Annotated in this window: 22 protein-coding genes and 1 tRNA gene; 12 read left to right on the forward strand and 11 right to left on the reverse strand. The window is 63.1% G+C overall.

Annotated features, from left to right (window positions below):
- Window position 1: 1 nt before the first annotated feature.
- From QA640_RS00400 to aroA, 6 genes are all read right to left on the reverse strand, one after another.
- Window positions 2–394, reverse strand: coding sequence for a lipopolysaccharide assembly protein LapA domain-containing protein (locus QA640_RS00400; protein ID WP_283038839.1), 393 nt, complete (start codon window positions 392–394; stop codon window positions 2–4).
- 70 nt (window positions 395–464) lie between these two features.
- Window positions 465–770 (reverse strand): integration host factor subunit beta, encoded by a 306-nt coding sequence (locus QA640_RS00405; protein WP_007598410.1) that lies wholly within the window; start codon window positions 768–770, stop codon window positions 465–467.
- 172 nt (window positions 771–942) lie between these two features.
- Window positions 943–1923 (reverse strand): signal peptide peptidase SppA, encoded by a 981-nt coding sequence (gene sppA, locus QA640_RS00410; protein WP_283038840.1) that lies wholly within the window; start codon window positions 1921–1923, stop codon window positions 943–945.
- 342 nt (window positions 1924–2265) lie between these two features.
- The gene (gene rpsA, locus QA640_RS00415; RefSeq protein WP_254101372.1) at window positions 2266–3975 is read right to left on the reverse strand and encodes a 30S ribosomal protein S1; all 1710 of its coding nucleotides are present in this window, start codon (window positions 3973–3975) and stop codon (window positions 2266–2268) included.
- Window positions 3976–4241: 266 nt separating this feature from the next.
- The gene (gene cmk, locus QA640_RS00420) at window positions 4242–4880 is read right to left on the reverse strand and encodes a (d)CMP kinase (RefSeq protein ID WP_283038841.1); all 639 of its coding nucleotides are present in this window, start codon (window positions 4878–4880) and stop codon (window positions 4242–4244) included.
- Entirely contained in the window at window positions 4877–6214 is a 1338-nt protein-coding gene (gene aroA / locus QA640_RS00425; RefSeq protein ID WP_283038842.1) for a 3-phosphoshikimate 1-carboxyvinyltransferase, read from the reverse strand. Before aroA ends, cmk begins: the two co-directional genes overlap by 4 nt.
- A gap of 180 nt (window positions 6215–6394) precedes the next feature.
- Here aroA and QA640_RS00430 point away from each other — a divergent pair, with 180 nt between their 5' ends.
- From QA640_RS00430 to QA640_RS00440, 3 genes are all read left to right on the forward strand, one after another.
- Window positions 6395–6802 carry a TIGR02300 family protein gene (locus QA640_RS00430; protein ID WP_283038843.1) on the forward strand — a complete coding sequence of 136 codons (408 nt, stop codon included), beginning with the start codon at window positions 6395–6397 and terminating at the stop codon, window positions 6800–6802.
- A 66-nt stretch (window positions 6803–6868) separates the two neighbouring features.
- Window positions 6869–6944, forward strand: a tRNA-Ala gene (locus QA640_RS00435).
- 149 nt (window positions 6945–7093) lie between these two features.
- Window positions 7094–7336: a GIY-YIG nuclease family protein gene (locus tag QA640_RS00440; protein ID WP_283038844.1), complete on the forward strand. Its 243-nt coding sequence runs from the start codon at window positions 7094–7096 to the stop codon at window positions 7334–7336.
- Between the two features lie 5 nt (window positions 7337–7341).
- Here QA640_RS00440 and QA640_RS00445 read toward each other — a convergent pair whose 3' ends face one another.
- Entirely contained in the window at window positions 7342–7803 is a 462-nt protein-coding gene (locus tag QA640_RS00445) for a MarR family transcriptional regulator (RefSeq protein WP_283038845.1), read from the reverse strand.
- 157 nt (window positions 7804–7960) lie between these two features.
- Here QA640_RS00445 and QA640_RS00450 point away from each other — a divergent pair, with 157 nt between their 5' ends.
- The 7 genes from QA640_RS00450 (at window position 7961) to QA640_RS00480 (ending at window position 15897) form a co-directional block, all read left to right on the forward strand.
- Window positions 7961–8386: an organic hydroperoxide resistance protein gene (locus QA640_RS00450; RefSeq protein ID WP_283038846.1), complete on the forward strand. Its 426-nt coding sequence runs from the start codon at window positions 7961–7963 to the stop codon at window positions 8384–8386.
- Window positions 8387–8571: 185 nt separating this feature from the next.
- On the forward strand, window positions 8572–9777 hold the full coding sequence (locus tag QA640_RS00455) for a CaiB/BaiF CoA-transferase family protein (RefSeq protein WP_283038847.1): 1206 nt from the start codon (window positions 8572–8574) through the stop codon (window positions 9775–9777).
- A 215-nt stretch (window positions 9778–9992) separates the two neighbouring features.
- Window positions 9993–11309, forward strand: coding sequence for a sn-glycerol-3-phosphate ABC transporter substrate-binding protein UgpB (gene ugpB, locus QA640_RS00460; RefSeq protein WP_283038848.1), 1317 nt, complete (start codon window positions 9993–9995; stop codon window positions 11307–11309).
- Window positions 11310–11357: 48 nt separating this feature from the next.
- Window positions 11358–12239 (forward strand): sn-glycerol-3-phosphate ABC transporter permease UgpA, encoded by an 882-nt coding sequence (gene ugpA, locus QA640_RS00465; protein WP_283038849.1) that lies wholly within the window; start codon window positions 11358–11360, stop codon window positions 12237–12239.
- Window positions 12239–13087, forward strand: a complete 849-nt coding sequence (gene ugpE, locus QA640_RS00470; protein WP_283038850.1) for a sn-glycerol-3-phosphate ABC transporter permease UgpE — start codon at window positions 12239–12241, stop codon at window positions 13085–13087. Before ugpA ends, ugpE begins: the two co-directional genes overlap by 1 nt.
- Window positions 13088–13093: 6 nt before the next feature.
- On the forward strand, window positions 13094–14185 hold the full coding sequence (locus QA640_RS00475) for a sn-glycerol-3-phosphate import ATP-binding protein UgpC (RefSeq protein WP_283038851.1): 1092 nt from the start codon (window positions 13094–13096) through the stop codon (window positions 14183–14185).
- 677 nt (window positions 14186–14862) lie between these two features.
- Window positions 14863–15897 (forward strand): IS110 family transposase, encoded by a 1035-nt coding sequence (locus tag QA640_RS00480; RefSeq protein WP_283035464.1) that lies wholly within the window; start codon window positions 14863–14865, stop codon window positions 15895–15897.
- A 1447-nt stretch (window positions 15898–17344) separates the two neighbouring features.
- Here the strand turns inward: QA640_RS00480 and QA640_RS00485 are convergent.
- From QA640_RS00485 to QA640_RS00495, 3 genes are all read right to left on the reverse strand, one after another.
- A complete protein-coding gene (locus QA640_RS00485) occupies window positions 17345–18658 on the reverse strand; it encodes an adenylate/guanylate cyclase domain-containing protein (protein WP_283038852.1) in 1314 nt (437 codons plus the stop codon).
- Between the two features lie 434 nt (window positions 18659–19092).
- Complete coding sequence (locus QA640_RS00490) at window positions 19093–20292, reverse strand: IS91 family transposase (protein WP_283038853.1); 1200 nt, start codon at window positions 20290–20292, stop codon at window positions 19093–19095.
- Window positions 20293–20301: 9 nt separating this feature from the next.
- Window positions 20302–21177 carry a tyrosine-type recombinase/integrase gene (locus QA640_RS00495; RefSeq protein ID WP_283038854.1) on the reverse strand — a complete coding sequence of 292 codons (876 nt, stop codon included), beginning with the start codon at window positions 21175–21177 and terminating at the stop codon, window positions 20302–20304.
- Between the two features lie 818 nt (window positions 21178–21995).
- Between QA640_RS00495 and QA640_RS00500 the strand changes: the two genes are divergently transcribed.
- Both QA640_RS00500 and QA640_RS00505 read left to right on the forward strand, forming a co-directional pair.
- Window positions 21996–22421, forward strand: coding sequence for an Hsp20 family protein (locus QA640_RS00500; protein ID WP_283038855.1), 426 nt, complete (start codon window positions 21996–21998; stop codon window positions 22419–22421).
- Window positions 22422–22471: 50 nt separating this feature from the next.
- A complete protein-coding gene (locus QA640_RS00505; protein ID WP_283038856.1) occupies window positions 22472–22744 on the forward strand; it encodes a DUF1150 domain-containing protein in 273 nt (90 codons plus the stop codon).
- 99 nt (window positions 22745–22843) lie between these two features.
- On the opposite strand, the gene QA640_RS00510 is transcribed toward QA640_RS00505, so the two are convergent.
- Entirely contained in the window at window positions 22844–24367 is a 1524-nt protein-coding gene (locus QA640_RS00510) for an AMP-binding protein (RefSeq protein WP_283038857.1), read from the reverse strand.
- Between the last annotated feature and the right edge of the window lie 33 nt (window positions 24368–24400).

Here is a 24400-nt window from a genome sequence, read left to right on the forward strand (position 1 = left end):
TCTACAACGTCGCGCGCTGCTTGTCTCGCCCGACAGAGCCGTAAAGGCCGGCTCCGACGGGGGCCGGCAGGCGCTGCGGATCGGGTCTTGCGGCGGCCGTGGAAGCCCGAAAGCCAGCCAGCTCGGCCCTTGCCGAGCGGGCATCCGCCTCGTGGCGGCGCGCCGCGCGGCGCCAATGCCGCTGGCCGAACCAGACGGCGCAGCCGCCGGCCAGCACCCCGAGGAGGGCCACCAGGATCAGGAGCAGGAATAGCGGCAGGGCGACCGACAGCGACGGATCGGCCGAATTGAAGGGGTCGAAGGAGACCGTGACGAAATGGCGGTTGGCGACGGCGAAAACCACGAGCAGCAGGCCGAACGGAATCACGATCAACGCGGTCAGGAATTTTCGCATCTCGATCGCTCGCCTCGAATCATGCTTGTGGCCGCATCGAGCGGCCACGCCGGTAAAGCTGGGCGTCGGCCTAGTCCGGTGCGCCAGGGTCCGGATGGTCGCGGTTCAGCCGTTCGCGCATTTCCTTGCCCGTTTTGAAGAACGGGACGCTCTTCTGGTCGACGGGCACATGGGCGCCGGTGCGTGGATTGCGCCCTGCGCGCGCGGGGCGATGCTTCACCGAGAAAGCCCCGAAACCGCGCAGCTCGACCCGATCGCCGCGCGCCAGCGCTGCGACGATCTCCTCGAGGATCGCATTCACAATGTTCTCGACATCCCGCTGGTACAGATGCGGGTTGTGCTCGGCGATACGCTGAACAAGTTCGGATTTGATCATCGAGAGATAGGACCCGGAAGCGTGCGGATGACCATTTCCGTGAAAATGCCTTGAACTGTCAAGACGCTAAATCAAGTTTGGGAGGAGCTAAAGTACGTGACAAAGGCCCGAAAGGGGGCCTGTCACAATACGCGCCGAACGGGAAAACTCTCCAGGGCTCGCCCGGTTCCCGTCAATTTGACGCGGCGGGCTGCCATAGCGCGAGCATTCCGTCCAAACCGAACCGATCGACCGCCTGCGTGATGCCGCTGCGCTCGATCTGATGCGCCAGCGAGCTCAAACCGATGGCTTCGAGCGTGACGGAGGCCGCCGTCTTGAGAAATGGCAGATCGCCGAAGCGAGGCTGGAGCTTGTAGTCGCGGACCGGCAGATCTTTCTTGACGCCCTTCTGCTCGACGAGCCAGGTCACCGCGGCTTTCTCGTCGCCGAGCTGATCGATCAGCTTCAGCTCGACCGCCTGCCGACCGGTGAAAACGCGGCCATCGGCAACTTTGTCGAGTTGCGCATCATCCATGCCGCGGCGCTCCTTCACCAGTCCCTTGAACCAGGCGTAGGAGTCCTTCACCAGCGCATCGAGTGCGGCGCGCGCTTCGGGGCTGGTGGGCTCGAAGCCGTTCGGCGCCGCCTTCAACGGCGAGGATTTTACCTCCTCGACCTTCACGCCGATGGTCTTCAGGAGGTCGGCGACGTTCGGATATTGGAACAATACGCCGATCGAGCCGACCAGCGAGCTTTGCTGGGCGATGATGTGGTCAGCCGCGATCGCGGTGATGTAGCCGCCGGAAGCGGCAAGCCCCTCGACGACCACGACGAGCGGCTTCTTCGCCTTCAGCCGCGTCAGGGAATCATAGAGCTGCTCGGAGCCCGCTGTGGTACCGCCCGGCGAATTGATGTGAACGATGACGGCGGCCGCGCGCGAATTCTCCAGCCGCTCGAGCGCCTGGGTGCGATCGGCGTCGCTGCGGATCAGCCCATCGATCTGGACGCGCGCGATCGAGCCGGCAGACGCGAACGTGCCGCGCGCGCCCGGCGTCGCGACCAGCGCAAAGCCTGCTATCGCCGCGATCGCGATCAGCGCGGCAGCGACGCGCCAGAAGGTCAGCTTGCGGCGGATCCGGCGGCGATCGACGATGATGTCCGAATCGAGCGACATCGAAAAATCTCCAAATGTGGGCTCACGCCTTTTGCCGTCACAGCGTGACCATCGGCTTGTCTGAATACATCAATTGCGACGCAATTTGAAGAATTGAAGGCCTGGACCGGTGGAGGCCTCAGATCTTGCCGCACGCTCGTTCGTCGTCCCGGACAGGCGCAGCGAAGCGGCGCGCTGATCCGGGAGCCATAACCACGGGATTGAGTTTGGCGGAGACCAGGAGTTGCCGGCTCCACAACTACTCCTTGTGGGTACGGGTCCCGGGACGACGATTGAGTTTGCGGCAACAAAAAGCCCCGGCGAAATGCCGGGGCTTTGATGCTTGCGAAACAAGCCGTTGGCTTACTTGTTCTCGCCGCGGTTCTTGAGCGCGGTGCCGAGAATGTCGCCCAGCGTCGCCCCCGAATCGGAGGAGCCGTACTGCGCGATGGCTTCCTTCTCCTCGGCGACTTCCAGCGCCTTGATCGACACCTGAACCTTGCGGGCCTTCTTGTCGAACTGGATGACGCGGGCATCGACCTTCTCGCCGACGGCGAAGCGTTCGGCGCGCTGGTCGTTGCGGTCACGGGCAAGCTCCGAGCGCTTGATGAAGGTGGTGAAATCGGTACCGGCGATCTTCACCTCGATACCGGCTTCCTTCACTTCGAGCACTTCGCAGGTCACGACCGCGCCCTTCTTGACATCGCCCGGCTCGGCGAAGGGGTCGCCTTCGAGCTGCTTGATACCAAGCGAGATGCGCTCCTTCTCGACGTCCACATCGAGCACGACGGCCTTCACCACGTCGCCCTTCTTGTAGTTGTCGATCACCTGCTCGCCCGGAAGCTTCCAGTCGAGGTCGGAGAGGTGGACCATGCCGTCGACGTCGCCCTCGAGACCCAGGAACAGACCGAACTCGGTCTTGTTCTTGACCTCGCCCTCGACCACCGAACCGGTCGGATGCTTCTCGACGAAGACCTCCCACGGGTTGCGCATGGTCTGCTTGAGGCCGAGCGAGATGCGGCGCTTGACGGAATCGACTTCCAGCACCTGCACTTCGACTTCCTGCGAGGTCGAGACGATCTTGCCGGGGTGCATGTTCTTCTTGGTCCACGACATCTCGGAGACGTGGATCAGGCCTTCGATGCCAGGCTCGAGCTCGACGAACGCGCCGTAGTCGGTGATGTTGGTGACGCGGCCGGTAAAGCGGGCACCCAGCGGGTACTTGGCTTCGATGCCCTGCCACGGATCATCCAGCAGCTGCTTCATGCCCAGCGAGATGCGATGCGTCTCGTGGTTGATCTTGATGATCTTGACCTTCACGGTCTGGCCGATCGAGAGCACCTCGGTCGGGTGGTTGACGCGGCGCCACGCGATGTCGGTGACGTGCAGGAGGCCGTCGATGCCGCCGAGATCAACGAACGCACCGTAATCGGTGATGTTCTTGACAACGCCGTCGATGACCTGACCCTCTTCGAGGTTCTGCACCAGTTCCTGACGCTGCTCGGCGCGGGTCTCTTCCAGCACAGTGCGGCGGGAGACGACGATGTTGCCGCGGCGGCGATCCATCTTGAGGATCTGGAACGGCTGCGAGTTGTTCATCAGCGGCGCAACGTCGCGGATCGGACGGATATCGACCTGCGAGCGCGGCAGGAAGGCCACGGCGCCGTCGAGGTCGACGGTGAAGCCGCCCTTGACCTGGTTGAAGATGACGCCGTTGACCTTTTCGTTGTTCTGGAACGCCTTCTCGAGCTTGCCCCAGCTCTCTTCGCGGCGCGCCTTGTCGCGCGACAGCACGGCCTCGCCGAGGGCGTTTTCGATGCGATCGAGGAACACTTCCACCTCGTCGCCGACCTTGAGGTCGCTCTCACGGCCGGGGCCGGAAAATTCGCGCAGCGCAACGCGGCCCTCGGTCTTCAGGCCGACATCGATGACGGCCATGTCCTTTTCAATTGCAACAACCTTGCCCTTGACGACGGAGCTTTCCTGCAGGTTGCCGCCTGCGAAGGACTCGTCGAGCATCGCGGCGAAATCGTCGCGCGAGGGGCTGTAGGTATTAGCGGAAGTCGAAGCCATTTGTTCTCCAGTTGCGGATGTCTTGCCGGCCGTTGGGTTTGTGGGCGTATCGCGCGCGCAGTGTCGGAAGGTCCGCAAAACCTTCGAGCGACCGCTCGTTGCCGCAGGTTTTCACCGATAACAGCAAGAGCGGGCCGGCGAGAGCCCGCGCGTTCGATACGTTGAATTGTTTCCGGAGCCTCAAATCGTCGCCGGTCCCGAAACGGGGATCGGACTATCGACCTTCAAGAACGGGAGCGGGCTCTTCCTCCAATGACGACCGCGGCTTAGGCCCGCGGACGGCCCGCTCGGACGGCCTCGATAATGTCGATGGCGGCCCGGACGCCGCCTTCTATATCCAGTTGGGAGTTATCTAGCAAGTAAGCATCCGGGGCCGGTTTCAGGGGCGCGATCGGCCGGTTCTGGTCGCGTTCGTCGCGCGCGATGATGTCGGCCAACACGGCGGCTTCGTCCGCCTCCTCGCCCCTTGCCCTGGCCTCCATGGTGCGGCGGCGGGCGCGGACCTTGGGGTCCGCGACAACGAAGATCTTCACGTCGGCGTCGGGGCAGATCACGGTTCCAATGTCGCGGCCGTCGAGCACCGCGCCGGGCGGGTCGGCGGCGAATTGCCGCTGGAAATTGACCAGGACCTCGCGGACCCTCGGAATTGCGGAAACCACGGAGGCGGCGTCACCGACCTGCTGGGTCTTCAGGATGGGATTGCCGAATTTTTCGGGATCAAGCTCCAAGGCCGCCGCAACGGCCGCGGCCTCGTCGCGCAGGTCGGCGCCCGCCTGCATCAGCGCATGGGCGACCGCACGGTAGATCACGCCGGTATCGAGGTGACGGTAGCCGTAGTGATGCGCGAGGCGTTTGCCGAGCGTGCCCTTGCCGGAAGCCGCAGGACCGTCGATGGCGATGATCATGAGAAATCGGCCCCCAGCGAACGCATCATCGGAATGAAGTCGGGAAAGCTGGTGGCGATGAAGGCGGTGTCGTCGACCTTCACTGGCTGATCGGACGCGCAGCCCATCACCAGCGCCGACATCGCGATCCGATGATCCATATGGGTAGCGACGAGACCGCCGCCCGGCACATGTCCTCTGCCCTCGACGATCAGATCGTCGCCGGAGATCTCGACCTTGACGCCGTTGACGCGCAGCATGTCCGCGGTCGCCGCCAGCCGATCGGATTCCTTGACGCGCAGCTCGTGCAGACCGCGCATGATGGTCGTGCCTTCGGCGAAGGACGCCGCCACCGCGAGCACCAGATATTCGTCGATCATCGACGGCGCGCGTTCCGGCGGCACTTCGACGCCGCGCAGTTTCGAGGCGCGCACGCGCAAGCTCGCCATCGGCTCGCCGGCATCGCTGCGAACTTCGCTCTCCTCGATCGCGCCGCCCATTTCGCGAAGCGTCGTGAAGAGCCCGGTGCGCAGCGGATTGGTCATGACGTCGGACAGCACGACGTCGGAGCCTTCGGCGATCAGCGCGGCAACGACCGGAAAGGCGGCCGACGAAGGATCGGCGGGTACCACGACATCGGCGCCGTGGAGCTCGGGCTGGCCGACCAGTGTGATGCGGCGGCCATGCTGGCCCTCCGTCACCGACATGATATCGGCGCCAAAGTGCTTGAGCATCAGCTCGGTGTGGTCGCGGCTCGCCTCGCTCTCGATGACGGTCGTCGTTCCCGGCGCAGCCAGGCCCGCCAGCAGCACCGCCGACTTGATCTGGGCGGAGGCCACCGGGGTCTTATAGGTGATCGGCAGGGGATCGCGCGCGCCCTGGAGCGTCAGCGGAAGACGGCCGCCCTCGCCGCCGGCGATCACCCTGGCCCCCATTTTCTCCAAGGGGTCGAGCACGCGGCGCATGGGGCGGCTGCGCAGCGAGGCGTCGCCGTCGAACACCGCCGAGATCGGGCAGCCTGCGACCGCTCCCATCACCAGCCGGCAGCCGGTCCCGGAGTTCCCGAAATCCAGGGGCGCCTTGGGCTGCGCAAAGCCGGCCACCCCGACCCCGCGCGCGCGCCAGGTAAAATCCCCGGTCCGCTCGACCGTGGCGCCGAGCGCCTGCATGGACTTTGCGGTATTGAGGACGTCCTCGCCCTCCAGGAGGCCGGTGATCCGGGTCTCGCCGACCGACAGCGCTCCCAGGATGAGCGAGCGGTGGGAAATCGATTTATCCCCGGGCACCCGTACTTTCCCGGTCAGGGCGCCGCTGGCGCGCGACTGGAGCGGCCTCGGTTGGTCGGAATGGGTCAAGATTGTGTCCTTGAATGCCCTCGGATGGCCTTTGAGTGTCCTTGGGGGCTCGCGGCCGCACGTAACACATGGTCAGCCCGCCGTCACGGGCATGTCTTTCTTCCGTAATGCGCTATTGACAGCGGGCCGCCAACTAGCCAAGTGAAGCACCGCTTTTCAGACATTCCCAGGATTCCTGCCGTGGCCAAGTCCGAACTCGGAACCAAACGCATTTGCCCGACCACGGGCAAGAAGTTCTATGACCTCAACAAGAATCCGGTGATCTCGCCCTACACTGGCGAGGTGGTGCCGATTGCACCGGTGGCGCCGGTGCGCCCGAGCCGCGGCGCCGAAGCGCGCAGCATGGCCCAGGACACCACGCCGGAGCCGGCCGAGGCCGAAGAGATGGTCTCGCTCGAGGAGGCCGATGCCGAGGAGAACACCGGCAAGGTCAAGGCCGCCGTGCCGGAATCGGAGGACGACATCGAAGTCGACGAGACCCTCGAAGACGACGATGACGATGATTCGACCTTCATCGCCGACGACGAAGAGGGCGATGAGGACGTGACCGACATCATTGGTGATGTCGGAGGTGATGAAGAGACTTGAGATAATTCCAGAACTGTGGTTCTGGGTCTTTCCCGACGCGCCGCCCAAGACGCGCCGGATGGTTAAGGGGCCATAGCTCAGCTGGGAGAGCGCTTGCATGGCATGCAAGAGGTCGGCGGTTCGATCCCGCCTGGCTCCACCACGCTTCGCCCTTCGGGCTACGCGTGGCGCAGCCGCGCTGAGCCCGAAGGGTGATGCGTGGTGTCCGGCGAAGCCCATAGGGCGAAGACGGACTGCCACACGTTCTATCCCCTTCTACTTCCTACCCGACTGCCCAGACACGGGACGTCAATGTGGTACGTCTACATCATCCGCAGTATCGAGTTCCCCGATCAGGAATACATCGGCGCCACGGAAGACTTGAAGCGACGAGTCCCGGAACACAACGCCGGCAAATCCGCTCATACAGCCAAGTTCAAGCCCTGGAAGCTGGTCTGGTATTGCGCTTTCCCTGACGAACTGAAAGCCTTGGCGTTCGAGAAATATCTGAAGTCGCACTCAGGCCGCGCCTTTTCGAAAAAGCGGCTCTGCTAGTCCCCCTACCCCCCGATCACCGCATTCAGCCTGTCGCGCAGTGCGACGATCTCGTTTTTCATCGCGACCAGCTCCGGCACCGTGCAGTCGGACGCGGCGAGGATCGACTGTGGCACGCTGCGCGCCTTGTCCTTCAACGCCAGGCCCTGCGGCGTCAGCGCGATCAGCACTTGGCGCTCGTCCTCGGTCGAGCGCGTGCGCTTGACGAGCTGCGCTGCCTCCAGGCGCTTGAGCAGCGGCGTGAGTGTCCCAGAGTCCAGAAACAGCCTCTCGCCGATATCCTTGAGGGGCACGCCGTCGCGCTCCCACAACACCAGCATCACCAGATATTGCGGATAGGTCAGGCCGAGCCGCTCCAGCAGCGGCTTGTAGACGCGGTTGAAGGCGTGCGCGGCGGAATAGACCGCAAAGCAGATCTGGTTATCGAGCCGCAGCGGCTGGTCGGCGGCCAGTTGTTTCCGGGCCATGGAAAAACCTCACGAGATTCGCTTCGACATTCTGGGGCGGAGCGGCCGCATATTCAATTGCGGACAATTAAACGTGAGGCTCCGCGATTTATATTGCGCGCAATCTAATTGTCTGCAATACACGGCGCGCCCCCAACCGGAAACCAGGAGACTCAAGATGCCCGTGAATGTCCTCTACAAGACCAGCGCCAAGGCCACCGGCGGCCGCGACGGCCACGCTGCGACCCTCGACGGCGCACTGGACGTGAAGCTCACGACTCCGAAGGAGCTCGGCGGCGGAGGCGGTGCGGGCAACAATCCCGAGCAGCTGTTTGCGGCCGGCTATGCCGCCTGTTTCATCGGCGCCATGAAGTTCGTGGCCTCCCAGGGCGGCCCGAAGGTTCCCGCCGATACCTCGGTGACCTCGACGGTCGGCATCGGCCCGCGCTCGGAAGGCGGCTTCGGCCTCGACGTCGAGCTCCTGGTTTCGCTGCCCGGCATTGCCCGCGCGGAGGCCGAGGCACTGGTCGAGAAGGCCCATCAGGTTTGCCCGTACTCCAACGCGACCCGTGGCAACGTCGACGTCCGCTTGAAGGTTGCGTGACGCCAGCGGTGGGCTGGCTGGCCCGAGATCCCCCTCGAGCCAGCCGCTCGTCGCCCGATATGCCACGTCGCGGGATTGGCAGCGGCTGCGCATGCAGCCCCACGCCGGGAGCCATTGCCGGCCCGCGCGAACCTCGCTAGGCCTGTGATCGAAGAGATCAACGAGCCGAAACGAAGGTTGCCGTCATGACTTCCGAAGCTGCACCCGGCGCAATGAGCGGATTGCGCGTCATCGATCTCACGCGCGTGCTCGGCGGCCCCTATTGCACGCAGATCCTCGCCGACCACGGCGCCGACGTGATCAAGGTCGAGCCGCCCGCGGGGGATGAGGTGCGCGAATGGGGACCTCCCTTCCACGAGGAGGACGCGGCCTACTTCGTCGGCATCAACCGCAACAAGCGCTCGATCGGCCTCGACCTCGCCGCCGAGGGCGGCCGCGTCGTGCTGCTCAAGATGCTGGAGACGGCCGACGTCCTGATCGAGAATTTCAAGCCCGGCACGCTGGAGAAATGGGGCATCGGCAACGAGGTGCTGCGCGAAAAATTCCCGCGCCTCGTGCATTGCCGGATCTGCGGCTTCGGCGCCGACGGCCCGCGCGGCGGCAATCCCGGCTATGACGCCATCATCCAGGCGATGACCGGCATGATCGCGGCGACGGGTTCGCGCGAGAGTGGGCCGATGCGGATTGGTGTGCCGCTGGTCGACATCACCACCGGGCTCTATGCCGCGATCGGCATCCTGATGGCGCTGTCGGAGCGGCAGCGTTCGGGCCAGGGGCAATTCCTCGAGACCACGCTCTACGAGACCGGCCTTGCGATCATGCATCCGCACACCGCGAACTACTTCATGCACGGCAAGCCCCCCGGCCTGACCGGCAACGAGCATCCCAATCTCGTGCCCTACGCGATCTTCCCGACCAGGACGGACGACATCTTCATCGGCGTCGGCAATGATGGCACGTTCCGCAAGCTGGCCAGGGAGATCGGCAAGCCCGAGCTCGGCACCGACCCGCGCTTTGCCCGCAACAAGGACCGCATCGCCAATCGCGAGGCACTGCGCGCCGAGCTTGCCGCGGTATTCAGCCAGCACGAGGCCGAACCGCTGTGCGACCGCCTGCTCGCCGCAGGTCTGCCGGCAGGTCCGGTGCAGAAGATCGACCAGGCGTTGAACAATCCGCACACGATCTACCGCGGCGATATTATCGAAAAGGACTGGTACAAGGGCGTCGCCTCGCCGATCCGGCTCGATCGCAGCAAGCCGAGCCTGCGCCGCCTGCCGCCGAAATTCAGCCAGCACGCCACTGAAGTGCTCGGCGAGTTCGGATATTCCAGCGCCGAGATCGACGCGATGGTCGAGGACGGCGTGGTCTGCGGTCCCGAGCGCAAGCGCTGAAGCACCTCGCATCCAGCAGCCGATGCCGCACTGCGGCGCGGGCACGATAGTGCGCCGCGAACGAGGTGCCTTGCACAGGGCGTCTTCGCCTATTTGACGGCTTCCCTTTTGCGGCGCTTGCCGCTTTCGTTTCGGCCGCTTACACAGTCACGTGAACGTCACATGGCGCTGCTAGCGCAAGCGCTCTTTGATGACGGCCCAAGGGAGGTTTCTTGATGGCTCTTCGACAATTTGCGGCCGCTGCCGCCGTTGCCGCCACGTTCGGCCTTGCCGCCTCGCCGGCGCAGGCCGTGACCGAGATTCAATGGTGGCACGCGATGACCGGCGCGAACAACGACGTCATCGTCAAGCTCGCCAACGACTTCAATGCGTCGCAGAGCGACTACAAGGTCATTCCGACCTACAAGGGCAGCTATCCCGACACCATGAACGCTGGCATCGCGGCCTTCCGCGCCGGCAACGCACCGCACATCATGCAGGTGTTCGAGGTCGGCACCGCGACGATGATGGCCGCGACCGGCGCCGTCAAACCGGTCTACAAGCTGATGGCTGAGACCGGCGAGAAGTTCGATCCCAAGGCCTATCTGCCCGCGATCACCGGCTACTACTCGACCTCGAAGGGCGAAATGTTGTCCTTCCCCTTCAATTCGTCATCCACGGTCATGTGGATCAATCTCGACGAGCTCAAGAAGGCCAGTGTCGAGATCCCGAAGACCTGGCCGGACGTGTTCGAGGCCGCCAAGAAGCTGAAGGCCGCCGGCCACGCCACCTGCGGCTTCTCCAACGCCTGGGTCACCTGGGTCAACCTGGAGCAGCTCTCTGCGTGGCATAACGTGCCGCTCTCGACCAAGGCCAATGGCCTCGATGGTTTTGACACGGTTCTTCAGTTCAACGGCCCGGTGCAGGTCAAGCATCTCGAGAATCTCGTCGAGCTGCAGAAGGACAAGACCTACGACTATGCCGGCCGCACCAACACCGGCGAAGGTCGCTTCACCTCCGGCGAGTGTCCGATCTTCTTGAGCTCCTCATCGTTGTTCGCCAACATCAAGGCGCAGGCCAAGTTCAAGTTCGGCGCCGCCCCGATGCCCTACTATCCGGATGTCCAGGGCGCGCCGCAGAACTCGATCATCGGCGGCGCCTCGCTGTGGATCATGGGCGGCAAATCGGCTGACGAGTACAAGGGCGTAGCGAAGTTCCTGACCTTCCTCTCGGACACCGACCGCCAGGTCTGGATCCACAAGGCCTCCGGCTATCTGCCGATTACCAAGGCGGCCTATGAGAAGGCGAAGGCGGAGGGCTTCTACAAGGACCAGCCTTATCTCGAAACGCCGCTGCTCGAGCTGACCAACAAGGAGCCGACCGACAATTCGCGCGGCCTGCGGCTCGGCAACATGGTGCAGCTCCGAGACGTCTGGTCGGAAGAGATCGAGCAGGCGCTCGCCGGCAAGAAGACCGCCAAGCAGGCGCTCGATGCCGCCGTCGAACGCGGCAACGCGATGCTCCGGCAGTTCGAAAAGACCGCCGTGAAGTGAGGCAATGAGCGGCAGGCCGTGCACCGGCCTGCCGCTTCTGCTGACACCATGCAAAAGCAAGCCATTTTCCAATCCAGGCTATTGCCGTTCGCGCTGGTCGCGCCACAGCTCGCGATCGTCCTGATCTTTTTCTACTGGCCTGCCCTGCAGGCGGTGATCCAGTCCTTCCTGCTCCAGGACGCCTTCGGCCTCTCGACGAGTTTCGTCTGGTTCGAGAACTACGTCGAGCTGTTCAAGGAGCCCGCCTATTTCGAGGCGATCGTCCGGACCTTCTTCTTCTCGTTCGCCATCGCCGTCTCGTCGCTGTCGCTAGCGCTGCTGCTCGCGGTGATGGCGGACAAGCCGATGCGCGGCGGCACGCTCTATCGCACGCTGCTGATCTGGCCCTATGCGGTCGCCCCGCCCGTCGTCGGCGTGCTCTGGATCTTCATGCTGCATCCCTCGCTGGGCGTCATCTCTCGTTACCTGCGCGCCGCCGGCATCGACTGGAACCCGCTGCTCGACAGCAACCAGGCAGCAACGCTGATCATCCTCGCCGCCGCCTGGAAGCAGGTCTCCTACAATTTCCTGTTCTTCCTCGCCGGCCTCCAGGCCATCCCGAGGAGCGTGATGGAGGCGGCCGCAATCGACGGCGCCCGCCCGATGCGGCGGTTCTGGACCGTGACCTTCCCACTGCTGTCGCCGACCATCTTCTTCCTCCTGGTCATCAACATCGTCTATGCCTTCTTCGACACCTTCGGCATCATCGACACCATGACCCGCGGCGGTCCCGGCAAGGCGACGGAAACGCTGGTCTACAAGGTCTATTCCGACGGGCTGCTCGGCGGCAATCTCGGCGGCTCCGCGGCGCAATCGGTCATCCTGATGGTCATCGTCATCGTGCTGACGGGAATCCAGTTTCGCTTCGTCGAACGCAAGGTGACCTACTGATGGTCGAACAGGAGGGCATCCGCCGCTACGTCGCCCATGTCATCCTGTGGATCGGGATCGCGATCGTCGCCTTCCCCGTCTATGTCGCGATCGTCGCCTCGACCCAGGACAACGCGCTGATCGCCAACGGTCAGATGTCGCTCCTGCCGGGCGGGCATTTCTTCGAAGTCTACTACCAGACCATCTTCGTCGGCACGAGTGGCTCGACCCGCGAGCCCGTCGCCAACATGATGCTCAACTCGCTCGTGATGGCGATGCTGATCGCGGTCGGCAAGATCGCGATCTCGATCATCTCGGCCTATGGGATCGTCTATTTCCGCTTTCCGTTCCGGATGCCGATCTTCTGGATCATCTTCATCACATTGATGCTGCCGGTCGAAGTGCGCATCTATCCGACCTACAAGATCGTCGCCGACCTTCACATGCTCGACAGCTATGCCGGCCTGTCGCTGCCGCTGATCGCGTCGGCTACCGCGACGCTGCTGTTCCGCCAGTTCTTCATGACGGTACCGGACGAGCTCCTGGAAGCCTCGCGCATCGACGGCGCGGGACCTCTGCGTTTCTTCTGGGATACGCTGCTGCCGCTGTCGCGCACCAACATGGCGGCGCTGTTCGTGATCCTGTTCATCCTCGGCTGGAATCAATATCTCTGGCCGCTGCTCATCACCACCCGCGACGACATGCAGACCATCCAGGTCGGCATCCGCAAGATGATCACCACCAGCGATGCGCTCACCGAATGGCCGGTCGTGATGGCGACCGCCGTGCTCGCGATGCTGCCGCCGGTATTCGTCGTGCTTGCGATGCAGAAACTGTTCGTGCGCGGCCTGGTCGAGACGGAGAAGTGAGTTTTCATGGCTAACGTCACGCTGCGCAACGTCCGCAAGACCTATCCCGGCGGCTTCGAGGCCATCAAGGGCGTCGACTTCGATGTCGGCGACGGGCAGTTCTGCGTGCTGGTCGGTCCCTCCGGCTGCGGCAAGTCGACGCTGCTCCGCATGGTCGCGGGGCTCGAGACCGTGAGCGGTGGCGAGATCGACATCGGTGGCCGCGTCGTCAACCAGGTCGAGCCCGCCGACCGCGACATCGCGATGGTGTTCCAGAACTACGCGCTCTATCCGCATATGAGCGTCTACAACAACATGGCTTACGGCCTGCGCAACCGCGGCATGGCGGAAGCCGAGATCAAGACCCGCGTCGAGGAAGCCGCGCGAGTGCTCGAGCTCGGCGCCATGCTCGAGCGCAAGCCGCGCCAGCTTTCCGGTGGCCAGCGTCAACGCGTCGCGATGGGCCGCGCCATCGTGCGGCAGCCGAAGGTGTTCCTGTTCGACGAGCCGCTGTCCAATCTTGATGCCAAGCTTCGCATCGCGATGCGCGTCGAGATCCGCAAATTGCAGCGCCGGCTGAACACGACATCGATCTACGTCACCCACGACCAGCTCGAGGCGATGACGCTGGCCGACATCCTCGTGGTGATGAACGGCGGCCAGGTCGAGCAGATCGGCAATCCACTTGCGATCTACGAGAAGCCGGCCACCACTTTCGTCGCCTCCTTCATCGGCGCGCCGCCGATGAATCTGATGTCGACGCGGCCGGACGAGATCAAGTCGCAGCTCGGCAGCAATGGCCGCGCGGCGGAGGCCGGCATCCTCGGCATCCGCCCGGAAGACTTCGCCATCACCGACCAGACGCCGGCCGGTGGCGTCGCGCTTGCGCTCACCGTGGAAGCGATCGAGCGCGTCGGCGCCGAAACCTTCGTCTACGGCTCGCGGGCGCAGGAGGAGCAGCAGGTCGCAGCGAACCCCGGCGAGCTGCCGCCCGGCGAAATCATTGTCCGGATCCCCGGAGCCGAGGCGCCCGTGATCGGCCAGAAGATCCGCGTCGCCGCGGTGCGCGAGAAGCTGCATCTGTTCAGCGGCGACGGGCGGAAGCGGATCGAGGCCTGACCGGTTCCGCCGGCCGGCCGATCAAAAACGAGAAAAACAACCCCATGCACAGGAGTCGGGGGCTTGTTTTCATTGAGATAAATCGTCCGTCGATTCGTCATGGCCGGGCTTGTCCCGGGACACCGAGGGTCCCCCGATGATTCCGCGCAGCTACGGCACGAGCCGTTCGCATCAACTCCGCACACAGATTTTTTAGTTGGGAATCTCCGAGGACTCACTGATACTTGGCCCCACAGCAGGCGCTGTCTGCCCCTGCAACTCCCCGCTTGGCGCGAGTCTGTTTGCGTCCCGCCGATCCAAATTTTCCCAAAAGGGGTCATGGAGGAGCACAGCGGCGCTGGCCTAGGGCAGCTCACGCCTAGGAGAAGTGCATCGAGATTAGGCCTGCAAAGGCCGCATGAATTGATCTGGAAAAGAAAAAGACCACCGGGGATTCCCGCCCCCGGCGGCCCTCTGTCCGATCCAGACTTGCATCAATATGGGCAGGTGCAAGACGGGCGGCGCACGTACATGTGCGGTCAAGTGGACTCCGCAGAGTCGTCCCGGCCAAGGCCCACTAGATGCCGTAATGGGCCCTGCTCCGAGCAAGGGGTCATGATGGTGGCTGTCCCCCGATAGATGATGAAACGGGGTCACGACCTGAGTCGGCCCCAAGCATCTGGAGACGGAGGACAGCCGTGGAGAACTATGCCGGAATCGACGTATCATTGGAACTGTCGAGCGTGTGCGTTGTGGATGCCCAGGGTAAGATCCTGAAGGAGGCGAAGGTCGCGAGCGAACCCGACGCCTTGGTTGAATTTTTTGAGACGCTTGGCTTTGCAGTGAAGCGGATCGGGCTGGAGGCTGGGCCGCTGTCGCAATGGCTGCATGCGGCGCTGAAAAGAGCAGGCTTCGAAACGGTTCTGCTGGAAACGCGACATGTAAAGGCCGCATTATCTGCGATGACGGTCAAGACGGATCGCAAGGATGCGCGCGGGATTGCCCAGTTGATCCGGATGGGATGGTTCCGGCCGGTACACGCAAAGTCGGTCGATGCGCAAGAGATCCGGGCCCTTCTGATCGCACGCAAACAGCTTCTCGGGCGGCTGATCGACGTGGAATTGAGCATCCGCGGGATTTTGCGCGGCTTTGGGCTGAAGGTTGGCCCGGTGACGCGGAAGAATTTCGAAGCGCGGATCCGTGAGTTGGTTGCGGGTCAGGCGACATTGGAGCGCATTGCCGCAGCGATGCTTTCGGCGCGATCGGCCTTGAAGGCTGAGTACGGAAGGCTACACAAGGCTGTGCTGGCAACGGTGCGTGACGATGCGGTCTGTCGCCGGCTAATGACAGTGCCAGGCGTTGGTCCTCTGGTGGCTATTACCTACAAATCGGCGATTGACGACCCCAATCGCATCACGAAGTCAAAATCGGCAGGCGCGCTGTTCGGGCTCACGCCAAAGAAGTACCAATCGGGCGAAAAGGACGTCACGGGCGGGATCACGCTGGCCGGCGACGAGATAGTGCGTACGGTGTTGTATGAGGCCGCCAACGTTCTGCTGTCGCGCATCACCCGGTTCTCAAAACTTAAGCGCTGGGGGATGGACGTCGCCAAGCGGCGAGGCTCGAAGCGCGCCAAAGTCGCCTTGGCACGTAAGCTCGCAGTGATCCTGCATCGGATCTGGGTCGACGGCACAACTTACCGCTGGGCTGACGCGGGCCCGATCGCAGCATAGAGCACGAGGAGAAGAGCTGGAATGCAATCGGGCTGAACAGAAGCCCAGTGCCCGAAGTCCCGTCGCCGGGACGGTGGATGCGGCGAAGCCGTTACACGCCCAGTGGCCGTCGCCCGACGAACCACGCGTATCTAGATAGGCTCACCGCTCCCTCTGACAGCATGATGTGGCGGCCAAGCGTTGACCACGGACAGAAGCATGAGCTCGGCGGCGTGACGTTCACTCGGGAGGCTTGACATCATCGGGCCCATTACAGAAGTGCCCGAAGTCCCGTCGCCGGGACGGTGGATGCGGCGAAGCCGTTACACGCCCAGTGGCCGTCGCCCGACGAACCACGCGTATCTAGATAGGCTCACCGCTCCCTCTGACAGCATGATGTGGCGGCCAAGCGTTGACCACGGACAGAAGCATGAGCTCGGCGGCGTGACGTTCACTCGGGAGGCTTGACATCATCGGGCCCATTACAGAAGTGCCCGAAGTCCCGTCGCCGGGACGGTGGATGCGGCGAAGCCGTTACACGCCCAGTGGCCGTCGCCCGACGAACCACGCGTATCTAGATAGGCTCACCGCTCCCTCTGACAGCATGATGTGGCGGCCAAGCGTTGACCACGGACAGAAGCATGAGCTCGGCGGCGTGACGTTCACTCGGGAGGCTTGACATCATCGGGCCCATTACAGAAGTGCCCGAAGTCCCGTCGCCGGGACGGTGGATGCGGCGAAGCCGTTACACGCCCAGTGGCCGTCGCCCGACGAACCACGCGTATCTAGATAGGCTCACCGCTCCCTCTGACAGCATGATGTGGCGGCCAAGCGTTGACCACGGACAGAAGCATGAGCTCGGCGGCGTGACGTTCACTCGGGAGGCTTGACATCATCGGGCCCATTACAGAAGTGCCCGAAGTCCCGTCGCCGGGACGGTGGATGCGGCGAAGCCGTTACACGCCCAGTGGCCGTCGCCCGACGAACCACGCGTATCTAGATAGGCTCACCGCTCCCTCTGACAGCATGATGTGGCGGCCAAGCGTTGACCACGGACAGAAGCATGAGCTCGGCGGCGTGACGTTCACTCGGGAGGCTTGACATCATCGGGCCCATTACAGAAGTGCCCGAAGTCCCGTCGCCGGGACGGTGGATGCGGCGAAGCCGTTACACGCCCAGTGGCCGTCGCCCGACGAACCACGCGTATCTAGATAGGCTCACCGCTCCCTCTGACAGCATGATGTGGCGGCCAAGCGTTGACCACGGACAGAAGCATGAGCTCGGCGGCGTGACGTTCACTCGGGAGGCTTGACATCATCGGGCCCATTACAGAAGGGCGTGTACTCATAAACGCGCAGACGTCAGCTTTTGGGGTCTAAGCAGAGATTTTCTGCTCAATCAGAGTTTTCCGATTCTGGACCCACTGCAGACCATTAGGTGGAGATGGAGTAATGCTCGGAGGCACCTCTTAACGTTCAGCTGCGAATATGCGCCACTCCCCCGGGATACCCTTGAGGGATCGGGTGCCGCGGTCCTTGAAGCGCAACCCAGAACCGGCCACCAGATCCTTGACCGTGCTCGACACCAAAACCTCGCTTGCACCGGCAAGCGCCGCAACCCGCGCTCCTATGTGCACAGCGATACCGCCGACATCATCACCAATCATTTCGCACTCGCCTGTATGAAGCCCAGCACGAACCTCTATGCCGAGCGGCCTGATTTCCTCGGCAATGGCCGAGGCGCAGCGAACGCCGCGGGCTGGACCGTCAAAGGTCGCGAGAAAGCCGTCTCCAGTTGTTTTCACTTCTCGGCCTCGAAAGCGCGCGAGATTGCGCCGGATCGTTGCGTGATGATTCTCGAGAAGATCACGCCAGCGTTGATCGCCAAGCTCAGCGGCTTTCTCGGTTGAACCCACGATATCGGTGAAGAGAACCGTGGCGAGGACGCGGTCGACCGGGACCGATGTCCTTGAACCAGTCAAGAATTCCTCGATGGCATCGGAAATTTCGTCTGCGTTTTCTCCGACGTAGAAAATGTGGTCGCTTCCCGAAAGCTCAAAAAGCCGGGCGCCGGGAATGTGCGCCGCCACGTCGCGCCCACCCTCTACACTGACAGTTTTATCCCCAGTCCGGTGGATCACGAGGGTTGGCACCCGAACCGCCGGTAGAATATCGCTGATTTCGATCTGGCTGTTCATGCTCATGAGAGCTTTCACGGCGGCTGGGCTGGCACCGAGCCGCTCGTTGCGACCCCACCAGCGTTGGAAAGCCGCGTCATTCGCGCGAGAAGGCGCGAATTTCTGTACGCTGCCGCCTGTGCCCCATGCCTGCTCAACGTAACCGAAAAACGACTCGAGCGCTTCGTTGGTCGGAAACCAGTAGGAAAACCGTGAAAAGCTGCCATAGAGCACCAGCGCGCGGCAACGGTCGGGGTAGGTTGCGGCAAATAAGACGGACAGCGGAGCGCCTTCAGAAATCCCAAGGAGTGCCGCCTGCTCCATGCCGGCGGCATCCATGACCGCTCGAAGATCGTCCATACGTTGGTCGAGGCCGGGAAGCTCCACGCCCCGATCCGACATGCCGGTCCCGCGCTTGTCGAAAGTTACCACTCGGGCGTAGGTGCCCAAACGATTCAGAAAGCGAGCGAGATCGGGCTCTTCCCAATAATTCTCTACGTTCGATACAAACCCCGGAACCATAACCAGATTGATCGGACCACCGCCGAACGACTGGTAGGCAATATGCACATCGCCGCTCTTGGCGTATTGCGTGACCGGCTGCATGGGCGTCCCTACAGGTTCACCGGGCTTTACCCGGCCGAATTCTGAAACCTGACCTGACGATGGAAAAACGGCAAGCCCCACAATGTCGTCTTCTGTGAAGGGTTTCGGATGCCGGCCGCGTGAGGGATGGCGCCGCGGCTTCGGGCGGCTGGCGTCCGAAAGCCTCCAAGGGAGGAAACCGCGCGTAAGGGAACGTAAGGTGGGGCCGCATGCGCTATGGGGATTTGGGCGCCGCGGGCGAGCTGGCGGATTTGAATCGAGCCGATGCAACGAGCTGTTCGACAGTTGAGCGGCGGACGAATGACTGCGGATGGTGCCGAGCGCTGTAAATTGTCGAACGATTTGCGGTGACAGCCGGATATCAGAACGCGCTTTCCGGTGGCCGATCGAGAGATGGCGAGCACAATGAGGAGATTTGCGGGATTGTGACGCGGTCACGAGGTGTCGATCCTGAAGCGGTTCGTTGGAGCTGTCGGCCGATGACGTGGCGTACAACCGGCCTCGAAGACCTCGATGATGATCATGTGACCGCCGCAGCATGGGCAGGTCGGCTTGCCGGGGTCGATAGCGGCAGTGCTGGGCTCGGCTTCAGGTGTTGCAGCGGCGAGCAGTTCCCTCGCGCGGGCGATGTTGGCGGCGCAAGCACCTTTGGCGAACAGGCCGTAGTGGCGGATGCGATGCAAGCCTTTTGGCAGCACATGGATGAGGAAGCGGCGGATGAACTCGTCTGTTGCGAGCGTCATGCGCTTGTATCGATTGCGGCCCTCGACGCGGTAGTCCTTCCACTTGAAGGTGACGCCTTGCTGGTCGCAGGCGATCAGGCGGCTGTTGGCGATGGCAACGCGGTGGGTGTAGCGCGACAGATAGGCCAGCACTGCCTGAGGTCCGCCGAACGGGCGCTTTGCGTAGACAACCCATTCCGCCTTGCGTAGCGGTGCGAGATAAGCCGCGAAGGATTGCGCCTCGGCGAGATAGGCGTGATCGCCGAAGAAGCTCAGGCGGCCGGCTTGGTGCGCGGCGACGAGCTTCTCCAGGAACAGTCGTCGGAACAGGCGGGAGAGCACGCGCACGGAGAGGAAGAATCCGGGCCGGCAGGACACCCAGCGCTGGCCGTCGGGTGCGATGCCGCCGCCCGGCACGATCATGTGCACATGCGGGTGATGGGTGAGCGCCGAGCCCCAGCTGTGCAGCACGGAGGTGATGCCGATCCTGGCACCAAGATGCTTCGGATCAGCGGCAATCGTCAGCATGGTCTCGGCCGACACCTTGAACAGGAGATCGTATAGGGCGGCCTTGTTCTGGTAGGCGATGTCGGCGATCGCCACAGGCAGCGTGAACACGACATGATAGTACGGTACCGGCAACAGGTCGGCTTCGCGGTCGGCAAGCCATTCCTTCGCGGCGGCGCCTTGGCACTTCGGACAGTGCCGGTTGCGGCAGGAGTTGTAGGCGATGGTCGTGTAGGCGCAGTCCGCGCAGCGCGCGACATGGCCGCCGAGGGCTGCCGTGCGGCAGCGCTCGATTGCCGACATCACCTTGAGCTGGTCGAGGCTGACGTGACCGGCATGGGCCTTGCGCCACGCCGGACCATGGCTGCGGAAGATATCCGCAACCTCCAACGCCGAGCGCGACATTGCCGCGCGTCAGTTGGGCGGCCGGATCTCCTTGAGCTTGAGCGCGACCTGCTCCAACGGGCTCATGACTTCGCTGATCGTCTTGGTGGCGACGCGGGTATAGAGCGCCGTGGTGTCGAGCTTGGCGTGGCCGAGGAGGACCTGGATCACACGGACATCGATGTTCTGCTCGAGCAGATGGGTGGCGAAGCTGTGCCGCAAGGTATGCAGCGAGACGCGCTTCTTGATCTCCGCCATCTGGACCGCGGCGTGACAGGCACGATTGAGCTGGCGCGTGGTCATCGGCTGGGCCGGGTCGCGGCCCGGGAACAGCCAGCCCTGCGGGCGCGACGCCTTCCACCAGGCGCGCAGCAGGTCGAGCAGGCTGGGCGAGAGCATGACGTTACGGTCCTTGCCGCCCTTGCCCTGCTCGACGCGAATGATCATGCGTTTGCTGTCGATGTCGGAAACCTTGAGCGAGACCACCTCGGTGGCGCGCAGGCCGGCGCCATAGGCCACGCTCAGCGCCGCCTTATACTTCAGCCCCGGTGCGGCATCGAGCAGGCGCGCCACCTCCTCGACGCTGAGCACCACCGGCAGCTTGCGCGGCTCGTGGATGACATGGGTGTGCTCGACGATCTCGTGGCGCCTGAGCGTGACCTTAAAGAAGAACCGCAATGTCGAGACGGTCTGGTTGATGGTCGGCGCGCCAACACCGCTCGCCGCCAGATGCAGCTGGTAGCGGCGCACGTCCTCGAAGCTCGCCGTATCGGGCGAGCGCCCGAGGAACGCCGCGAAGTTCTTGACCCTTTGCACGTAGTCATGTTGGGTCTTCGGGGCCAACTTGCGGATCGTCATGTCTTCGATCATGCGCCGGCGCAATGGGCTCACTGCCTCGTCGGTCATGGGGATGCTCCTGTCTTGAGTGAGGTTGTTGCAACCCCTCAATCTCAAGACAGGACGCCCCTTGGCGCTATCGGCTTGGCCGCCCCGCTTGCCGCAGCGCCTTACCGCGCGAGCGGTTTAGTCCAGAGGCCCTTCTCGGACCTCATGCGATGTCCGATCCTGTGCCGCTACCGCCGCGCCCTTGATAGTCTCCGCGCTCCAACGGCTTGCGCCTCGATTCAATGCTGGTTGTCAGCCGTTGGATATCTATATGGCCTGAGAATGCAATTGGTGATCAGCAGATGGGTCAGGCAAGACAAAAAAGCAGAAACTTAAACGCGCTTCTGAGGAGCGAAACTCGCTGCATCTATTGTACCAGCATCCCCACAACGATCGAGCATATGCCCCCGATCACTATGTTTACGGGCCGCGCACGCCCGAATGGGATGGAGTTTGCATTCCAATCTGCACATCCCGATCATCGCCACATCGAATCCGACGTTCTATGACTTTCCGCAGTTTGCTGAAAATCTCCACTTCGTGAGGCCCGGAGAGCTGCGAAAGCTCATTCCGCCAAGGTATCTATCAACTCAAATCAATCGGCCAGCGGACAGCCAACGCTTTAGAGTTCCACGCTTACGACCAACATCTTTTGTGCGGGTTGGGGAGCCGCATACGGGATTCCGTACCCGTTGCTTCGGATCGTTCCGGAATGGAGCCTGTGCAAACCCCGGCTAGGTGCTTGAACCTGCACGGGGATGTGCCCATATTGGGTCACAAGGGGTGCCATTGTGGGCCCTGAAACATCAAAGTCGCTTTCCGAGAGGACTTTGTAAACTATGTCTCGTGTTCCCACGTTATCCAGTCCGTTCCTCCTGGGCTTCGACGAGATCGAGCGCGTGCTCGATCGTGTCGTCAAAGGCGCCGACGGCTACCCTCCCTACAATATCGAGAGGTGCGATCGGTCGGAGGGTCAACCCGAGCGCTTACGCATCACGCTGGCGGTCGCCGGCTTCACCCGCGACCAACTCGATGTAACCATTGAGGAAAACCAGCTCGTGATCCGCGGGCGTCAGCAGGACGACAAGACCCGGCAATACATCCATCGCGGCATCGCCGCGCGCCACTTCCAGCGCACCTTCGTGCTGGCGGAGGGGATGCTGGTGCTGGGTGCGGATCTGAAGAACGGGCTGCTGTCGATCGATCTTGCCCGGCCGGAACCGGAAAAGATCGTTAAGACAATCGCTATCAATGAGCACGAATAATGGAACGAGTAGCGGACTCGACCGCTTAGTTTCCCAGAGGAGTCGAGACCATGAGTAACGGTCAAGTTGCGTTCGAATACGAAGCCCAGAACGTCTCACCCGAGACGCTGGCGACCCTCGGCGAAGGCCACATCGCCTATGTGAAGCAGATCCGCTCCGAGGACGTGCCAGGCCTGTTTCCCGAGGCGCCCAAGATTGCGCCGGGCCTGAAACTCTTCGCCCTCCACGCCGCCGACGGCACGCCGATCATGCTGACCGACAGTCGCGAAGCCGCGATCGCGAATGCCTGGAGCAACGAGTTGCAGGCGGTGAGCGTGCACTGACGTAGCGCCATCATTCAGCATCCCCGAGTTCGGATGCGCGGGTTTGCTCAGTCGAAATCGAGCGAGCCCGCGCATTTTCTTTGATGACGGCAGGCTCGATCAGGTCAATCGCGCACGGATGTCCGGCTTCAGCACCTTGCCGACCTTGGAACGCGGAAGATCGTCCCAGATTTCGATCTGCTTCGGCGTCTTGACGCTACCGATCTGCTGCTTGACGAAGGCGGCCAGCACCGCCGGGTCGATGCTATGGCCGGCACGCGGCTGCACCACCGCCACGATCCGTTCACCCCACTTCGGATCGGGCAGCCCGATGACCGCGCAATCCTGCACCGCCTCGTGGGCGCGCAAGGCGTTCTCGACCTCGATCGAGTAGACGTTGAAGCCGCCGGTGATGATCATGTCCTTGGCGCGATCGACGATGTAGAGGTAGCCGTCGCCGTCGATGTAGCCGATGTCGCCGGTATGGTGCCAGCCATGCGCCGAGACCTCGGCCGTCGCTTGTGGATTTTTGTAATACCCCATCATGACGAGCGAACCACGGACCACGATTTCGCCGCGCGACCCGGTTGGCAGCAGATTGCCATCGCCGTCCATGATGCCGGCGGTCACCAGCGGACTGATCCGCCCGGCAGAGGCGAGGCGGTGTCGTGCGATGCTGCCGTCCGGATTGTAATGCCCGTCCGGCGGCAACATCGAGATCATCATCGGCGCCTCGGTCTGACCGAATAGCTGGGCCATCGGCCCGATCCGCTGCAAGGCTTCCTCGAGCCGCGCGGCGGATATCGGCGCGGCGCCGTACCAGAAGCACTGCAGCGAGGCGAGATCGGTCGAACCGAGCTGCGGATGATCCAGCAGCATGTAGATCACGGTCGGCGGCAGAAACGTGTGGGTGACGCGATAGCGCGCGATCAGCGTCAGGAATTCGCCGATATCGGGATGAGCCATGATCACGATGCGCCCGCCGAGCGTCATGATTGGAAAGCAGAGCACGCCGGCGGCATGCGTCAGCGGCGCCAGGGCAAGATAGACGGGCCGGCCCCTGAACGGATAGCCCATCAGCGTCAACGCGGTCATCGCCTCGATGTTGCGCCCGGACAGCATCACACCTTTCGGCTTGCCGGTGGTGCCGCCGGTGCCCGGAATCATCGCGAGATCGTCGACCGGCTCCCGTCGATAGAAGTCGTCGGCAAGGCCATCGAGCCAGCGCTCGAAGGAGGGTGCGAACGGCAGCTCGATATCGAGACAGACCAGCACGCGCAGCTTCGGCAACTCGTTGCGCACCGCCTCGATCATGGCGGCGAAGCTCGAATGAAACAGCAGCAGGCTGCAATCGAACTGATCGAGTATGAACCTGTTTTCGGCAGCCTCGTTGCGCGGATTGATCGGACACCACACCGCGCCGGCGCGCGAGATGCCGAAGACGCAACTGAAGGCAAGCGGATCGTTGCCCGACAAGATGGCGACCTTATCGCCGGGGGCAATGCCCGACCGGTCGAGCCCGCGCGCGATGCGGTAGCTCAGCCGCTGCACCTCGTCATAGCTGAAATCGCGTCCGCCAATCGTGAAGCAGGGCGCGTCGGCGCCGAGCGAAGCGCCTTTGTCGAGATAGTCGGTGAAGCCCATGGTCGCTCCCGAAGCGGCAGCGGGTGACGCGGA

It is taken from the genome of Bradyrhizobium sp. CB82 (assembly GCF_029714405.1).
In the GTDB taxonomy this organism is placed as follows: Bacteria; Pseudomonadota; Alphaproteobacteria; order Rhizobiales; family Xanthobacteraceae; genus Bradyrhizobium.

Coding starts and splice junctions, on each gene's coding strand:
- QA640_RS00400 (WP_283038839.1), bottom strand. CDS start 394: ATGCGAAAATTCCTGACCGCGTTGATCGTGATTCCGTTCGGCCTGCTG.
- QA640_RS00405 (WP_007598410.1), bottom strand. CDS start 770: ATGATCAAATCCGAACTTGTTCAGCGTATCGCCGAGCACAACCCGCAT.
- sppA (WP_283038840.1), bottom strand. CDS start 1,923: ATGTCGCTCGATTCGGACATCATCGTCGATCGCCGCCGGATCCGCCGC.
- rpsA (WP_254101372.1), bottom strand. CDS start 3,975: ATGGCTTCGACTTCCGCTAATACCTACAGCCCCTCGCGCGACGATTTC.
- cmk (WP_283038841.1), bottom strand. CDS start 4,880: ATGATCATCGCCATCGACGGTCCTGCGGCTTCCGGCAAGGGCACGCTC.
- QA640_RS00440 (WP_283038844.1), top strand. CDS start 7,094: ATGTGGTACGTCTACATCATCCGCAGTATCGAGTTCCCCGATCAGGAA.
- QA640_RS00445 (WP_283038845.1), bottom strand. CDS start 7,803: ATGGCCCGGAAACAACTGGCCGCCGACCAGCCGCTGCGGCTCGATAAC.
- QA640_RS00450 (WP_283038846.1), top strand. CDS start 7,961: ATGCCCGTGAATGTCCTCTACAAGACCAGCGCCAAGGCCACCGGCGGC.
- QA640_RS00455 (WP_283038847.1), top strand. CDS start 8,572: ATGACTTCCGAAGCTGCACCCGGCGCAATGAGCGGATTGCGCGTCATC.
- ugpB (WP_283038848.1), top strand. CDS start 9,993: ATGGCTCTTCGACAATTTGCGGCCGCTGCCGCCGTTGCCGCCACGTTC.
- ugpA (WP_283038849.1), top strand. CDS start 11,358: ATGCAAAAGCAAGCCATTTTCCAATCCAGGCTATTGCCGTTCGCGCTG.
- ugpE (WP_283038850.1), top strand. CDS start 12,239: ATGGTCGAACAGGAGGGCATCCGCCGCTACGTCGCCCATGTCATCCTG.
- QA640_RS00475 (WP_283038851.1), top strand. CDS start 13,094: ATGGCTAACGTCACGCTGCGCAACGTCCGCAAGACCTATCCCGGCGGC.
- QA640_RS00485 (WP_283038852.1), bottom strand. CDS start 18,658: ATGCAGCCGGTCACGCAATACGCCAAGAGCGGCGATGTGCATATTGCC.
- QA640_RS00490 (WP_283038853.1), bottom strand. CDS start 20,292: ATGTCGCGCTCGGCGTTGGAGGTTGCGGATATCTTCCGCAGCCATGGT.
- QA640_RS00495 (WP_283038854.1), bottom strand. CDS start 21,177: ATGACCGACGAGGCAGTGAGCCCATTGCGCCGGCGCATGATCGAAGAC.
- QA640_RS00500 (WP_283038855.1), top strand. CDS start 21,996: ATGTCTCGTGTTCCCACGTTATCCAGTCCGTTCCTCCTGGGCTTCGAC.
- QA640_RS00505 (WP_283038856.1), top strand. CDS start 22,472: ATGAGTAACGGTCAAGTTGCGTTCGAATACGAAGCCCAGAACGTCTCA.
- QA640_RS00510 (WP_283038857.1), bottom strand. CDS start 24,367: ATGGGCTTCACCGACTATCTCGACAAAGGCGCTTCGCTCGGCGCCGAC.